This window comes from Streptomyces sp. NPDC028308, assembly GCF_055565855.1.
Window position 1 is genome coordinate 415214 of sequence record NZ_JBVHTO010000005.1, and the last position, 15113, is coordinate 430326.

The window sequence follows — 15113 nt, forward strand, 5'->3', positions numbered from 1 at the left end:
GCACACCATGACTCTCACGCTCACCGTGTCCGACGAGGTCCACGCGCTCGCGCCCGGTTTCACCCACGTGGCGATCGAGGCCGAGGGGCTCGTCAACGGCCCCAGTACGGAGGGGAGTTCGGCGCTGCTCGACGACGCGGCCCGCCGTCTCGCCGTACGCCTGGACGGCCGCGCCCCGCACGAGGATCCGCACATGGCGGCCTGGCGTGAGGCGTACACGGCGTTCGGCTCCAAGCCGTCCCGCACCCGCAACTCGGCCGAGGCGCTGGCGAAGAGGGCGCTGTCGGACGCGGGGCTGCCCCGGATCAACCTGCTCGTCGACGTCTACAACGCGATCAGCGTGGCCCATCTGATCCCGGTCGGCGGTGAGGACGCCGACCGGATCGAGGGCGGGATGCGGCTCGTACGCGCCACGGGCGACGAGGACTTCGTGACCGTCGCGGGAGGGGCGGAGGCGGTCGAGCACCCGGACGCGGGCGAGGTGGTCTGGTGCGACGACGCGGGCGTCACCTGCCGGCGCTGGAACTGGCGCCAGGGGCCCCGGACCCGGCTCACGGAACGGTCGGTCTCAGCGGTGTTCCTGCTGGAGAGCCTGGCGCCGATGCCGGTGGCCGACGTCGAGCGCGCGGGAGCCGAACTCGCCGGGCTGCTGGAGAAGTTCAGCCCCGGGGCGCGGATCACCGTCCACGCCCCGGCCTGACGGGGGTCAGCGCGACTCGGCCGCGCGCACCTCTTCGGGGGTCGGTGCCGTGCCGCCGAGGTGGGCGGGCATCCACCAGGTGTCGTCCGGCCCCTTGGGGCGTACGGGATAGGCGCGCTGCGCGGCTTCCAGGAGCTCCTGGACCCGGTCGCGCAGCCGGCGCGTGATCGCACCCGCGTACTGGTCGCTCGGAGCCTCGACCGGCTCACCGACGCGGATGGTGATCGGGATGTGGCTCCGCTTGAAGTTGCGCGGGTGCCCCTTGGTCCACAGGCGCTGGGTGCCCCACAGCGCCATCGGGATCAGCGGGACGCCGGCCTCCTGGGCCAGGCGCGCGGCACCCGACTTGAAGCTCTTCAGCGTGAACGAGGGGGAGATGGTGGCCTCGGGGAAGACGCCCACGATCTCGCCGGAACGCAGCGAGTCCAGTGCGTGCGAGTACGCCTGCTCGCCCTGCTTGCGGTCCACCGGGATGTGCTTCATGCCCCGCATGAGAGGACCGGAGACCTTGTGCCGGAACACCGACTCCTTCGCCATGAAGCGGACCAGGCGCTTCTGCGGGAGCGCGGCCATGCCGTCGAAGATGAAGTCGAGATAGCTGATGTGATTGCTCACCAGCACGGCGCCGCCCGAGCGCGGAATGTTCTCCGATCCCTTGCAGTCGATTTTGAGGTCCCAGGCCTTGAACAGCGTGAGGGCGAGACCGACGACGGGACGGTAGACAAGCTCTGCCATGGACGGGGTGGACCCTTCTCTCTGCCTGGGAAAGGGATCCCGGCGGGAAAGTTACGCAGCCGTAGGTTTACGGCATTGCGCAGATCGTGCCCCAAGAACGGACGGGGGGCCAGTCCTGTTGCCGGAGAAGGGCGAGATCCTCGTCACGTCGACCCTTGATCGACCTCGGTGTTTTCCCCGGCCTTTACTCCGCACGCACCGTCAGACGGCGTACGAGCAGGTACATCTCGCACCCCAGGCAGTACCCGAAAACGGCGTTGAGGAACGCCGCGGCGAGCGCGGCCGCGGTCGCCGCGATCCCCAGCCACTGCGGCCCCACCGCGTAACCGACCAGTCCCAGCACGGCGAAGGCGAGCCCGACCACCTGCGCGAAGCGCGGCGGCTCCGGCGGCTCGAACTCCGTCGGCGGCCCGATCCGGGGGCGCACGGCCGTGCGGAACAGCCATCCGTACGGCGAGCGCCCGACACCGCCGGCCGCGCCCAGCGCGAACGCCAGCGTCTGCCAGGCCAGCAGCCAGGCGTTGCCGGTGATCAGCACGGCCGCCAGTACGACGGCCGTCAGGGCCGCCCCGAACCGGGGTCCCCTCACATCGATGTCCATGAATCAAGCATTCCGTATGGGGCACGATTCGTGGCGGCGGGAATCTTTGCGGTCTCGTGAACGCTGCTGGTGGGGATGACCGGATTTGTGGTGTGCGTGGCGGTGCTCGCGGCGGCGAGCGCCTACGGAGTGCTGCATCGGCGGCGGAGCGGGAGAGTCGGAGTGCGCGGGCGTGACGGCGGGAAGCGGCTCGGCGTGGCGGAGTTGGGGCAGGAGCTCGGCGAACGGGCCACCCTCGTCCAGTTCTCCAGCGCCTTCTGCGCCCCCTGCCGGGCGACCCGACGGGTGCTCGCCGAGGTGGCCGGACTCGTCCCCGGCGTGTCCCACGTCGAGATCGACGCCGAGGACCGCCTCGAACTCGTGCGGGAGCTGGACATCCTCAAGACGCCCACGGTCCTCGTGCTCGACGCGGACGGCCGTGTCGTGCGGCGGGCCACCGGTCAGCCCCGCAAGGCGGACGTCATCGCCGCGCTCGGCGAGGCGGTCTGACCCGCGGTGATCTTCGTGAGGGATCTCCCAGTCGGCGGGACCCACTTGACTGCACCCGCCACCTATCGTCAGCCTGACCGTATGTTCCGGGAACTCCTTCTCTTCGCGCGTGTCCACGTGGACCTGGCCCGCACCGCGAGTGCGCGCTGTCCGGGCTGTTGAGCACCCACGGACCCGCCCCCGACCACGGCCTCGCCGCAGCGGGGGGACCGCCACGTCACCTCGCGAAGAAGGACAACTCGATGACGGCCACGCCCGGTCTCGGCACCGCCCAGCTCGCCTCTCCCGACCTCCTGCGCTCCGTCTTCCGGCAGCACGCGGCGGGAGTCGCCGTGATCACCGCCCGGGGCGACAGCGGCCCCGTCGGGTTCACGGCCACCTCGCTCACCTCCGTCTCCGCCGAGCCCCCGCTCGTCTCCTTCGGCATCGGCACCCGCGCCTCAAGCTGGCCGGCCGTGTCCGAGGCGGACCACGTCGGCGTCCACATACTCGGCGAGCACCAGCGGGACCTGGCGGGCACCTTCGCCCGCAGCGGCGCCGACCGCTTCGGGGCGCCCACCCGCTGGCGCGAGGGACCCGAGGGCGTGCCGCTGCTCGACGGCGTGCTGGCCTGGCTGGTCTGCCGGGTCGTCGCGCGCGTGCCGGCCGGGGACCACCGCATCGTCCTCGCCGAGGTCTCCCTCGGTGACCCCTCGGGAGCGGGCCGTCCCCTGCTCTACCACCAGGGGCGTTTCCACGGTCTGCGCGACTGACGGACGCCCGCCGGGACGGGATGTGTGGCCGATGCCACAGGCGCCGCGGTTGATTACGCAGCGTTGTCAAGGTCACAGTTCAAAGCGCTTGCTTAGTGGGCATGCGATAGGTGTACTGACGAGTAATATTTCGTTCGGAGCGCGGGTCGCCCCGACCGGGATCGGCCGCTTCAGGCGCCTATGCTGCCTGCAAGAAGGCAGCCCAGAAATGACGATGCAGTAGGAGAGCCGGCGTGAGCTTGAGGATCGTTGTCACTGTGAAGTACGTGCCCGACGCCACTGGCGACCGGCACTTCTCCGATGACCTGACGGTGGACCGCGACGACGTGGACGGTCTGCTCTCGGAGCTCGACGAGTACGCGGTGGAGCAGGCGCTGCAGATCGCCGAGAACGCCGACGACGCCGAGATCACCGTGCTGACCATCGGCCCCGAGGACGCCAAGGACGCGCTGCGCAAGGCGCTGTCGATGGGCGCCGACAAGGCCATCCACGTCGAGGACGACGACCTGCACGGCACCGACGCCATCGCCACCTCGCTGGTGCTGGCGAAGGCGATCGAGAAGGCCGGCTTCGACCTCGTGGTCTCCGGCATGGCCTCCACCGACGGCACGATGGGCGTGGTCCCCGCGCTGCTCGCCGAGCGCCTGGGCGTCCCGCAGGTCACGCTGCTGTCCGAGGTCTCCGTCGAGGACGGCGTCGTGAAGGGCCGCCGTGACGGCGACGCCGCCTCCGAGCAGCTGGAGGCCTCGCTCCCCGCGGTCGTGTCGGTCACCGACCAGTCGGGTGAGGCGCGCTACCCCTCCTTCAAGGGCATCATGGCCGCCAAGAAGAAGCCGGTGGAGTCCTGGGACCTGGAGGACCTGGAGATCGAGGCCGACGAGGTCGGTCTCGAGGGTTCCTGGACCAAGGTCGACTCCGCTGCCGAGCGTCCGGCGCGCACCGCCGGCACGATCGTCAAGGACGAGGGCGAGGGCGGCAAGCAGCTGGCCGAGTTCCTCGCGGGCCAGAAGTTCATCTAGCCCGCCAGATTCGCCCGGGGTCCGGTCCGCCGCACCCCACCGCCCCCTCACACTTCGTAAGCAGGAGAGAAGAAGTCCCATGGCTGAAGTTCTCGTCTACGTCGACCACGTGGACGGCGCCGTCCGCAAGCCCACCCTGGAGCTGCTGACGCTGGCCCGCCGCATCGGCGAGCCCGTCGCCGTCGCCCTCGGCACCGGTGCCGAAAACACCGCCGCCGCCCTCGCCGAGCACGGCGCGGTCAAGGTCCTCACCGCCGACGCCTCCGAGTTCGCCGACTACCTGGTCGTCCCGAAGGTGGACGCGCTGCAGGCCGCCTACGAGGCCGTCTCCCCGGCCGCCGTGCTGCTGCCCTCCTCCGCCGAGGCCAAGGAGATCGCGGCCCGTCTCGCGGTCCGCATCGGCTCCGGCATCATCACCGACGCCGTCGACCTCGAGGCCGGCGACGAGGGCCCGGTGGCCACGCAGTCCGCGTTCGCCGCCTCCTTCACCACCAAGTCCCGTGTCTCCAAGGGCACTCCGGTCATCACGGTCAAGCCGAACTCGGCTCCCGTGGAGGCCGCCCCGGCCGCGGGCACCGTCGAGGCCCTCACGGTCTCCTTCTCCGAGAAGGCCACCGGCACCAAGGTCACCTCGCGCACCCCGCGCGAGTCGACCGGCCGCCCCGAGCTGACCGAGGCCGCGATCGTGGTCTCCGGCGGCCGCGGCGTCAACGGCGCCGAGAACTTCTCGATCATCGAGACCCTCGCCGACTCCCTCGGCGCGGCCGTGGGCGCCTCCCGCGCCGCGGTCGACGCCGGCTGGTACCCGCACTCCAACCAGGTGGGCCAGACCGGCAAGTCCGTGTCGCCGCAGCTGTACATCGCCTCCGGCATCTCCGGCGCGATCCAGCACCGCGCCGGCATGCAGACCTCGAAGACCATCGTGGCCATCAACAAGGACGCCGAGGCCCCGATCTTCGACCTGGTCGACTACGGCGTGGTCGGCGACCTCTTCGACGTCGTCCCCCAGCTCACCGAGGAGATCAACACCCGCAAGGGCTGATCCTTCTCCGGGAGCCGGGCCCGCGAGGGCCGCGCCTCCCACCTTCCGCCGGGGCCGCGTGGTGATCTTCACCGCGCGGCCCCGACCGGTTCCGGGTGACCATTGACGCAGATCGAGGCCGCCTATTAACTTCGCTATACGGATTGTTGATTCCGTGTAGCGGAAAACAGGAGGGTGTGGGATGGGTCAGGGTCAGCAGGAGAAGGTGGCGACGAGCCTCGCGGGCGCCGTCAGCGAGGAGATCAGCGCCTCACTCGCCCCGGTCGACGCGGAGCTGGAGCGCCGCTACCCGGGAGACCCCGGCACCCGCCAGCCCGTCCACACCGTCTACGTCCCCGGTGACGCCTTCGCCGCCGACACCCTCCGCAGCTGGGGCGACCGCGCCCTCGCGGCCCTCGACGAACACGCCCCGGACGCCGCCTCCTTCGCGCGGGTCCTCGGCCTCTCCGACGACCTGGCCGAGCCCGTGTACGGCCGCGTACGGGCCAAGCTGGAGCGCGAACCCGTGGAGGACCTGCGCGTCGACTTCGAGGACGGCTACGGCCCGCGCCCCGACGCCGAGGAGGACGAGAGCGCCGCGCGCGCCGCCCGGCTGATCGCCGAGGCGTACGAGAACGGCACGGCCGCCCCGTACATGGGCATCCGCATGAAGTGCATGGAGGCCCAGGTCCGCGACCGAGGCATCCGCACGCTCGACATCTTCCTGACCGGCCTGATGGAGGCCGGCGGGCTGCCCGACGGGCTCGTCCTGACACTGCCCAAGGTGACCTACCCGGAACAGGTCACCGCGATGGTCCGGCTCCTGGAGGAGTTCGAGAAGGCGCGCGGCCTGGAGGCCGGACGGATCGGCTTCGAGATCCAGATCGAGACCAGCCAGTCCATCCTCGCCACCGACGGCACCGCCACCGTCGCCCGCATGATCCAGGCCGCCGAGGGCCGCGCCACGGGGCTGCACTACGGCACCTTCGACTACAGCGCCTGCCTCGGCGTCAGCGCCGCCTACCAGGCCAGCGACCACCCGGCCGCCGACCACGCCAAGGCGGTCATGCAGGTCGCCGCCGCGGGCACCGGCGTACGCGTCTCGGACGGCTCCACGAACGTCCTGCCCGTCGGACCGACCGCGAAGGTCCACGACGCCTGGCGCCTGCACTACGGCCTCACCCGCCGCGCCCTCGCCCGCGCCTACTACCAGGGCTGGGACATGCACCCCGGGCACATCCCGACCCGGTACGCGGCCGTGTTCGCCTTCTACCGCGAGGGCTTCGAGCAGGCCGCCGCCCGCCTCTCCCGCTACGCCAACCAGGCGGGCGGCGACGTCATGGACGAGCCCGCCACCGCGAAGGCGCTCAGCGGATACCTGCTGCGCGGCCTCGACTGCGGCGCCCTCGACGTCGCCGAGGTGGCCCGCCTCAGCGGTCTCACACGCGCCGACCTGGAGGCCTTCGCGACACCGCGCCGGGGCGACCTGACGGCCTCCGCCAAGTAGGCGGCCGTACGGCGCGAGTGCGGCCGGTGCGTCCGCGCGGCGGCAGCGGGCGCGCGGCCGCCTGCCGCGGAACCGCCCACGTCGGGCGGCTGAGCGCCGCGCGCCCTCGGGCGGGTGGACGGGTGGCTGGTCGTCGCCATCGGGGGGACGACAGCGGCGTGGACGTCGAGGCGGGACCGGCGCGCCGCTCCGGGGACTCCGGGGGCCGGCCCCGGCCGGGGTCTGCGGCGCTGCGCGCCCCCCAACCGTCAGGCGGACGGCGGCAGTTCGCCCGAGCCCCGGGTGATCAGCCGGGTGGGCAGCTCGATGCGCTCGGGAGTGACGAGGTTCCCGTCCAGCTGGCGGAAGAGGCGCTCGGCGGCGGTGCGGCCGAGGGCGGCGGCGTCCTGCGCGACGACCGTCACGCCGGGCTGGAGAAGGTCGGCGAGCTCGATGTCGTCGAAGCCGACGAGGGCGACGGGCCGGCCGCGTTCGGCGATGACACGCACGACGGTGACGGTCACGCGGTTGTTGCCCGCGAAGACCGCGGTGACGGGGGAGGAGCCGGACAGCATGTCCTCGGCCGCGCGCCGCACCCGCTCGGGGTCGGTGACGCCGAGGGACATCCAGGCGTCCTCCACCGGTATGCCGGCCTCCTCCATCGCGGTGCGGTAGCCGCGCAGTCGCTCGGCGGCGGTGTGGATGCGGGGCATGTCACCGATGAAGCCGATCCGCCGGTGGCCGTGGGCGATGAGGTGGGCGACGCCGTCACGCGCCCCGCCGAAGCTGTCCGACAGCACGACGTCGGCGTCGATCCGGCCCGCCGGCCGGTCCACGAAGACCGTGGCGACGCCCGCCTTGATCTCGGGCTCCAGATACCGGTGGTCGTCGCCGGCCGGGATGACGACCAGTCCGTCCACCCGGCGGGCGCACAGGGCGAGCACCAGCTCCTGCTCGCGCTCCGGGTCCTCCGCGCTCGACCCGTTGATGAGCAGGGCGCCGTGCGCACGGGCGACCTCCTCGACCGCGCGGCTCAGCGGGCCGTAGAACGGGTCGGCGAGGTCCTCCAGGACGAGACCGATGCTCGCGGTGCGCCCCTTGCGCAGCACCCGCGCGCTGTCGTTGCGGCGGAAGCCCAGCGCCTCGATGGCCTCCTGGACACGGCGCTCGGTGTCCGGGGTGACTCCCGGCTCGCCGTTGACCACGCGGGAGACCGTCTTGAGCCCCACACCGGCACGCGCCGCCACGTCCTTCATGGTGGGACGATTGCCGTAGCGGGTCTCGGAGCGGCGGGCGGTCTCGGCCACGATGTGCTGTCCTGTCCTGTCGTCCACGGGGATGCGTAGGTCCATGGGGTTGTATGAGGATGTGGCGTCGAGCATAGAGCCTGGACAACGTTGTCAGATGCGGGAGACACTGTCCACCGCAATCTCCGGTCCAGCTTCCCACCAGGGGAGCGTCGTCCTGCCAGCCTTCGGCCGGGGATCCGGGCCCGCCACGGCAGCCGCCGGGCACCGGGACCGGCACGACACAGCAGCGGGAGACCTGACTCAGATGCACACCGACCTCGTGGCCGCGCTCGACATCGGCGGCACCAAGATCGCCGGAGCGCTGGTGGACGGCGACGGCCGGATCCTCGTGCGCGCACAGCGCGCCACGCCCGCGCGGGAGGACGGCGACACCGTGATGCGGGCCGTCGAGGACGTCGTCGGCGAGCTGACGCTCTCCCCGCTCTGGAGCCGGGCGCGAGCGGTCGGCATCGGCAGCGCGGGCCCGGTGGACGCCTCCGCCGGCACGGTGAGTCCCGTGAACGTGCCGGGCTGGCGCGGCTTCCCGCTGGTGGAGCGGGTCCGTACGGCCACGGCGGGCCTGCCCGTCGAGCTGATCGGCGACGGGGTGGCGATCACCGCGGCCGAGCACTGGCAGGGCGCCGCCCGCGGTCACGACAACGCGCTGTGCATGGTCGTGTCGACCGGCGTCGGCGGCGGCCTGGTCCTGAACGGCCGGCTGCACCCGGGCCCGACCGGCAACGCCGGTCACATCGGGCACATCAGCGTGGACCTCGACGGCGACCCCTGCCCGTGCGGCTCCCGGGGCTGCGTCGAGCGCATCGCGAGCGGTCCGAACATCGCCCGGCGCGCGATCGAGGGCGGCTGGCGGCCGGGGCCCGACGGCGACACCTCCGCGGCCGCGGTGGCCGCCGCGGCGCGAGCAGGGGACCCGGTGGCCGTGGCCTCCTTCGAGCGCGCCGCGCAGGCTCTCGCCGCCGGCATCGCGGCGACCGCGACCCTCGTGGAGATCGACGTCGCCGTCATCGGCGGGGGAGTGGGCAAGGCCGGGGACGTCCTCTTCACCCCGCTGCGCAAGGCACTCGGCACCTACGCGACGCTGTCGTTCGTGGAGCGCCTGACCGTGACCCCCGCGCTGATGGGGACGGACGCCGGCCTGGTCGGTGCGGCGGCGGCCGCGCTCGACGGGAAGCCGAGCACGACCGCCGGGGTGTGAGGGACCCCGGGTCCAGGCAGGGCCAGGACCCGGAGCGCCGCTCTCAGCAGGTGAGTTCGGCGTCCGCCCAGTCCGCGTGGTCGGAGTCGATGCCGTCGCCGCCGTCGGTGACGACCAGCCGGACGACCTCGGCGCCGCTCACGTCGGCCGAGACCGACTGCGCGGGCATCGCCGTGGTCAGCACGCCGGTCGAGGCGACCTTCGTGCCGTCCGCCCAGATCTCGAAGGCGACCGAGCCGTTGCTGCTCTTCTCGTCGTCCACGCCCACGTCGGCGGTGACCCGCTCGCACGCCTTGCCGGTGTAGTACTCGACGGCGCTGTCCGCGTGCACGCCGAGCCCCTTGGCGTACACGACGCCGCCGATCGTGAGCGGATGCCCGTCGCCCGCGGCGCTCTCGCCGTTGCTCGTGTTGCGCTCGACCGGCCCCCACCCGTTGGCCGTCGACATCCAGGGCAGGTCGCCGAGTTGGGAGACCCCGGCCGGAGGGGCGACGACGACGGACGCCGTCAGCGACACCACCGTCTCGGCGCGGGCCCCGGCCGGGGAGCGGTAGACGGCCTTGAGCGTCAGGCCGTACGAGCCCGTGGGCGTGCCGGCTGGCGCGGTGACCTCCCATGCCGTGCGCAGGGACCGGCCGGTGGAGACCGAGCCCGCGGTGGCCGGCGAGGTCGCCTTCACCCGCCAGCCGGTAGGCGCTGCGAGGGACACGGAGACCTGCCGGGCCGGTGTGCGGCCGAGGTCGGTGAACACCGAGGACAGGGTGGCGGTGCGGCCCGCCTGCACCAACGGGCTGCCGCTGAGGCCGAGTTCGGCGGCGGGCGGGTACGCGGACCAGTCGGCGTCGGCCGAGACCCGCACGAGCACCGTCCCGTGCGCAGGGACGGTGGCGGAGATCGTGCCCGCGGTGTTGTAGCTCCTGTGCTGCCACAGATCGCGCAGGGTGTAGGCGTCGGCCTCGGGCAGACCCACGGCCAGCGCGGTCGTGCTGATCCGCTGGGCGCTGCCGGTCTCGTTGAACAGCGCCACCGCGCGGCTGCCGTCCTTCATCTCCTTCCCGACGACCCAGCGTCCGCCGGTGGAGGACAGCACCGTGCCCTGCTTGCCGAGGGGGTCCTGGTCGACGGCGATGACCTCCTTGTTGCCGAGGATGCCGAAGGTCGCGTCGGACGCCGTGCGCAGGTCCGAGCCGATGAGCAGCGGTGCGGCCATGACCGACCACATCGAGAAGTGCGAGCGGTACTCGGTGTCGGTCATGCCGCCGTTGCCGACCTCGAGCATGTCCGGGTCGTTCCAGTGCCCCGGTCCGGCGTGCGGGGCGAGGGGCAGGTTCTGCTTGAGGATCGACAGCATCGACCCCCAGTTGTCACTGATGTCCCCCGTAGTGCGCCACAGATGCCCGACATCGGAGGCCCACTCCCAGGGTTTGTTCTCACCCCATTCGCAGATGCTGTAGACGATGGGCCTCCCGGTCGCCTTGAGCGCGTCACGCATCGTCGTGTAGCGCGTCTTCGCGTCCACGCCCTGGTTGCGAGGCTGGACATCCTCAGCCGCTACCGAAACCGGCAACCGTGGTCGCTGGCGCCGGTAGTCGTCGCGCTGCGTTTCCTCCCACTGGGCGAGGGCTGTATGCGGCCGGGTGACGACGTCGGGCAGCGTGTCCTTACGATTGGCGAGGGGGGCAGGTAGGCATCGCTCCCCGGAACAGGCCGGAGCGGGTAGCGCATCGCGCCGTGACCAGCACCGGGCCAACGAACCGCGACGCGACAGCATACCTATGGCGTTGGAGCGTGGGATGGTGCGAGTGGGTTGTGCGGGATATCCATCGTCGGTTGCCAGGGGGCCGTCGGAGTGCCGTCCGGGTCCATACCGTGTGGCCATCGCATGCGGAGCATTGATGTCGCCGTGTGTTCGTCTTCGACGGAGGCTCCGCCGTAGTCGGCAACCTTCCGCGCCAGGATTGTCGCGTTCGCCTGGTCCCCGGCTTCCTCCCGCATCTCAGCAAGTCGGTGTAGGGCGTCAGTGTCGCCGTGGCCGGCGGCCTGTAGGGCCAGGGTTTCCGCGCTTGCCCGGTCCCCGGCTTTCTCCCGCATCACCGCCAGCTGGCACAGGGCGATGGTGTCACCGCGGTCGGCGGCCTGCTGGCTCAGGGCTTCGGCGCCATCCCGGTCCCCGTCTTCCTCCCGCCTCATCGCCAACTGACGCAAGGCGTCAGTGTCGCCGTGGTTGGCGGCCTGCCTGGCCAGGGTTTCCGCGCTCGCCTGGTCCCCGGCAGATTCCCGTATCACCGCCAGCCGGCACAGGGCGATAGCGTCACCGTAGATGACGGTCTTCCGGGCCAGGCCTTCGGCACCGTCCCGGTCCCCGGCGAGCTCGCGTGTCACCGCCAGTTGGTGCAGGGCGTCGGTGTCGCCGTGGTCGGCGGCCCGCTGGATCAGGGCTTCGGCGCCATCCCGGTCCCCGGCTTCCTCCCGCATCTCAGCCAGTTGGTGCAGGGCGTCGGTGTCGCCGAGGCCAGCGGCTTGGTGAAGCAGGGCTTCGGCACCGTCCCGGTCCCCGGCGAGCTCGCGTGTCACCGCCAGTTGGCACAGGGCGTCGGTGTCGCCGTGGTCGGCGGCCCGCTGGATCAGGGCTTCGGCGCCATCCCGGTCCCCGGCTTCCTCCCGCATCATCGCCAACCGGCCCAAGGCGCCGGTGTCGCCGAGGCCAACGGCTTGGCGAAGCAGGGCTTCGGCGCCATCCCGGTCCCCGGCTTCCTCCCGCATCTCAGCCACTTGACGCAGGGCGTCGGTGTCGCCGAGGCCAACGGCTTGGCGAAGCAGGGCTTCGGCGCCATCCCGGTCCCCGGCTTCCTCCCGCATCATCGCCAACCGGCCCAAGGCGCCGGTGTCGCCGAGGCCAACGGCTTGGCGAAGCAGGGCTTCGGCGCCATCCCGGTCCCCGGCTTCCTCCCGCATCTCAGCCACTTGACGCAGGGCGCCGGTGTCGCTATGGCCAGCGGCATGCCGGGCTAAGACTTCGGCGCCATCCCGGTCCCCGGCTTCCTCCCGCATCTCAGCCACTTGGCACAGGGCGTCGGTGTCGCCGTGGTCGGCGGCCCGTCGGGCTAAAACTTCGGCGCCGTCCAGGTCCCCGGCCTCCGCACGCAACACCGCTAGTAAGGCCAAGGCCACAGGGCTTCCGTGGGCGGCGGCCTGGTGGCGCAAGTGGTGAGCCCACTGCAGCCGAAGGCGCTTCTCAGCTGCATCCGCGACGCGGTTCAGGTCATCGGGATGAGTGAGATGGGTGAGGGCGGCATGCCAGAAGGATGCAGGTGGGCACAGGTGACGGCGGCTGGTGCGGCCGTGTTGCTCGAGGTAGTCGGCGAGCCGGAACTGAGGTCCTCTTCTTACCTCTCCACCCGTGGTGGTGGCGGAGGCAGGAGCGGGCGGGCGCCGCACGGGGCGGGGGGAGGTCTGTCGTAAGGGAGCCTGTTTGCCGTGGACAAGCTTGGCGAGTTCGGCGTATGCCTGTTCTGCCCAACCATCGGTGAGCTGGTCGTAGTCACTCTGGCTGAGGTAGTCAGTGGCGGCATCAGTGAGGAAAGCCTGGGGGAGGTGCAAGCTGACGCCGAGGCGGCGTGCGTCCATAGCGGCCTGCAGCACTGCCTTGGCGGCTGGGCCAGCATGCTGGTAGCGGTTGAGGAGCTCGGGAGCACCGGCCAGGTCCTGGGTGATCCGGCCGTCGGCGTGTGCACGGGTGAGGGCGTCGGCCAGCAGCCAGTCACCATCTTTGGCGAGAGCCCTGGCCGCAGCTAGAGCCGGGGCGTCGAAAGCATCGGGTACTGCCAAGAGGTGGCCGGCGAGTAACTCTCGTACTCGACTGTGCAGATCCGGCTCGGTCGGTGTGGGCAGAGCCGTGTACTGGGTGGCGTACTCGGGCCAGAGCGTGCCCAGCACCAGCACGGGCCCGCGCTCGCGGCTGACCAGCAGATGGTGCACGGCTGCCGCGATCTGCTCACCTACTGCCTGGTCGCCGAGGTAATGCTGGGCCTCGTTCAGCCACACCACCGTCCGTGGCCCGACGCGATGCAGCTGCTCCAACGCGGCCTGCGCCCTGGTCGGGTCGAAAGGATGCCACAACCGCCATCCCTGTTCGGCAAGCGGCTGGACGGCCTCCCAGCACGCCCGGGTCTTGCCCGTCGAGGAGGCGCCCACCAGCACCTTGATCCGACTGTGGCCGGCCATGGTGTCATTGACTGCTTTGTCCAGCACCCGGTCATGCTCGCGGCGCACATAGGCGGGCCAAGCCCGCTCTGCAGACATGCCGGAGCCCGCAGCCGCCGGGCCGGGTCCGGCCCGGTGGACCTCAAGGTCATGCGGCGCCCACTCCCCGATAGGGCGGCCCGGCCCCACTGTCGTACTTGTGCCCGCTTGCTGCACCGCGGCGCGCTGCAATGCCAGCATTTCTGCCTCGGGCAGTCGCAGCGCGCGTGCCAGCGCCGCCACCGTCTCCGCGGACGGCACCGGCTTCTGGGGAGAGAGTGCCTCCGAGACGGTGGTCCGTCCCAGACCTGCCCGCTGGGCCAGCTGGGTCTGGTTCAACCGGGCCTGGGCCAGCCCGTCGGCCAGTCTCCCGCGCAGTTTGGTGAGTTGCGGGCTGCGGCCGTTCTGCTCGTCCATGTACCTTCCCCGAGGCCCCGATGTGTTCGCCGGTGTTCATTCTCGTCCCGGCGAACCCCGGCGAACACCGGTTCCATGACCTTCGACCGCGTCAACGCCCCATCACTTACCGGGAGTCCTCGTGGCCGTCGTCCTTCTGACCACCGCGCTCGTGATCGTCGTCGCACTGCTGGCCGCCGCCGGCGCGGGCAAACTCGCCCGCATGGACGGCGCCACGTACCCCACCGCACTCACCCGGGCCGCAGTCGCCTTCACAGCGGTCCTTACTCTCGCCGCGACCATGACCGCGGCTCTCGCAGCATTGTTCGTTTGAATCGCCAGAAGGACGTTGTCCTACCCGTATGGAGCTCGTGCGCTCCAGTCCGCTGCCAGCTTGCGAACGCCCGCAGGCAGACGGCCTGGACCCAGTCGTCGCCCTCGCCACCCCAAGTCCGGATGGAGTGAAAGGCAGGCCAGGCTTGATCCTCCGCCCGGGGCGCTTACCGCCGAACTCGCTGATGGTGCACCGGCTCCCCGCAGCGCCGCTTGCAGTCAGGAGCCCGGCAAGCCATCGGACGGCTCGAGCCCTAGCGACGCGCGAGTGGGCTGAGCCCAAGTCAGCTGGCGACGTCGGCCTTTTCTGGCTCTTCGACGACGGTGACTGCTGCGAGGTACGCGGTCTTCTGGGGCAGCATCTGGCTTCCGGGTAGAGCCTCCGTGGCCGGGCCTCCTTGCTGCTGGCTTGGTCGTGACACCAATCTTCCGCTGCAGGCACAAGCACAAGCACAAGCACAGGCGCGAGGCCGCACCCGTGTCCGGCCGCCGCTTTGACAGGATCGGGGCCTGGGTGCTTGCCACAGCCTCTGACGGTAGTTGCGGCCTGCCCTGGTTGCCCTGCAGGTGGCAGGGCTCAGTGAACCGGTCCCGCCGGGTGCCACGGGCCAAGCCTTTCCCCTGTCGCGTCGGCGAGCAGATCCACGGCTTGGGGCTGACGCCCGCTCAAACGCTGTTGTGGCGGGGATCACTTGCTGTTGAGGGAACTATTCCGCATAGCCACTTTTCACGTCGGCTTCACGTCAGATACGTTCCATCTCCACTGATCATCTTCTTTGGTCGGCGACCTGCACAGGGGAGTGCGGGAGGCCAGAGGACCTGACGGTGCTTTCA

At 71.2% G+C, this 15113-nt stretch carries 12 protein-coding genes and 1 pseudogene; 8 read left to right on the forward strand and 5 right to left on the reverse strand.

The window, feature by feature from the left end; translation table 11 throughout:
- Positions 1-7 precede the first annotated feature (7 nt).
- Entirely contained in the window at positions 8-700 is a 693-nt protein-coding gene (locus ACZ4VA_RS14220) for a B3/B4 domain-containing protein (protein WP_468081418.1), read from the forward strand.
- Between the two features lie 6 nt (positions 701-706).
- Here the strand turns inward: ACZ4VA_RS14220 and ACZ4VA_RS14225 are convergent, their stop codons facing one another.
- A complete protein-coding gene (locus tag ACZ4VA_RS14225) occupies positions 707-1435 on the reverse strand; it encodes a lysophospholipid acyltransferase family protein (RefSeq protein WP_355781862.1) in 729 nt (242 codons plus the stop codon).
- Positions 1436-1619: 184 nt separating this feature from the next.
- A complete protein-coding gene (locus ACZ4VA_RS14230) occupies positions 1620-2036 on the reverse strand; it encodes a DUF4395 domain-containing protein (protein WP_356165822.1) in 417 nt (138 codons plus the stop codon).
- Positions 2037-2111: 75 nt separating this feature from the next.
- On the opposite strand from ACZ4VA_RS14230, the gene ACZ4VA_RS14235 reads away from it, so the two are divergent.
- The 5 genes from ACZ4VA_RS14235 (at position 2112) to ACZ4VA_RS14255 (ending at position 6824) form a co-directional block, all read left to right on the forward strand.
- Positions 2112-2525: a TlpA family protein disulfide reductase gene (locus ACZ4VA_RS14235; protein WP_355781856.1), complete on the forward strand. Its 414-nt coding sequence runs from the start codon at positions 2112-2114 to the stop codon at positions 2523-2525.
- Positions 2526-2767: 242 nt separating this feature from the next.
- Positions 2768-3277 carry a flavin reductase family protein gene (locus ACZ4VA_RS14240; protein WP_355781853.1) on the forward strand — a complete coding sequence of 170 codons (510 nt, stop codon included), beginning with the start codon at positions 2768-2770 and terminating at the stop codon, positions 3275-3277.
- Positions 3278-3510: 233 nt separating this feature from the next.
- Positions 3511-4296, forward strand: a complete 786-nt coding sequence (locus ACZ4VA_RS14245) for an electron transfer flavoprotein subunit beta/FixA family protein (RefSeq protein WP_355781851.1) — start codon at positions 3511-3513, stop codon at positions 4294-4296.
- 79 nt (positions 4297-4375) lie between these two features.
- Positions 4376-5338, forward strand: coding sequence for an electron transfer flavoprotein subunit alpha/FixB family protein (locus ACZ4VA_RS14250; RefSeq protein WP_355781848.1), 963 nt, complete (start codon positions 4376-4378; stop codon positions 5336-5338).
- A gap of 181 nt (positions 5339-5519) precedes the next feature.
- Entirely contained in the window at positions 5520-6824 is a 1305-nt protein-coding gene (locus tag ACZ4VA_RS14255; protein ID WP_355790323.1) for a DUF6986 family protein, read from the forward strand.
- A 248-nt stretch (positions 6825-7072) separates the two neighbouring features.
- Here the strand turns inward: ACZ4VA_RS14255 and ACZ4VA_RS14260 are convergent, their stop codons facing one another.
- Complete coding sequence (locus ACZ4VA_RS14260) at positions 7073-8155, reverse strand: LacI family DNA-binding transcriptional regulator (protein ID WP_355790319.1); 1083 nt, start codon at positions 8153-8155, stop codon at positions 7073-7075.
- A 202-nt stretch (positions 8156-8357) separates the two neighbouring features.
- Between ACZ4VA_RS14260 and ACZ4VA_RS14265 the strand changes: the two genes are divergently transcribed.
- Positions 8358-9308 carry an ROK family protein gene (locus tag ACZ4VA_RS14265; protein ID WP_468081424.1) on the forward strand — a complete coding sequence of 317 codons (951 nt, stop codon included), beginning with the start codon at positions 8358-8360 and terminating at the stop codon, positions 9306-9308.
- Positions 9309-9351: 43 nt separating this feature from the next.
- On the opposite strand, the pseudogene ACZ4VA_RS14270 reads toward ACZ4VA_RS14265, so the two are convergent.
- Positions 9352-10836, reverse strand: a pseudogene (locus ACZ4VA_RS14270) (NPCBM/NEW2 domain-containing protein); the annotation flags it as partial.
- A gap of 245 nt (positions 10837-11081) precedes the next feature.
- A complete protein-coding gene (locus ACZ4VA_RS14275) occupies positions 11082-13967 on the reverse strand; it encodes a helix-turn-helix domain-containing protein (RefSeq protein ID WP_468081426.1) in 2886 nt (961 codons plus the stop codon).
- Between the two features lie 121 nt (positions 13968-14088).
- Between ACZ4VA_RS14275 and ACZ4VA_RS14280 the strand changes: the two genes are divergently transcribed.
- A complete protein-coding gene (locus ACZ4VA_RS14280) occupies positions 14089-14280 on the forward strand; it encodes a hypothetical protein (RefSeq protein ID WP_468081428.1) in 192 nt (63 codons plus the stop codon).
- Positions 14281-15113 lie beyond the last annotated feature (833 nt).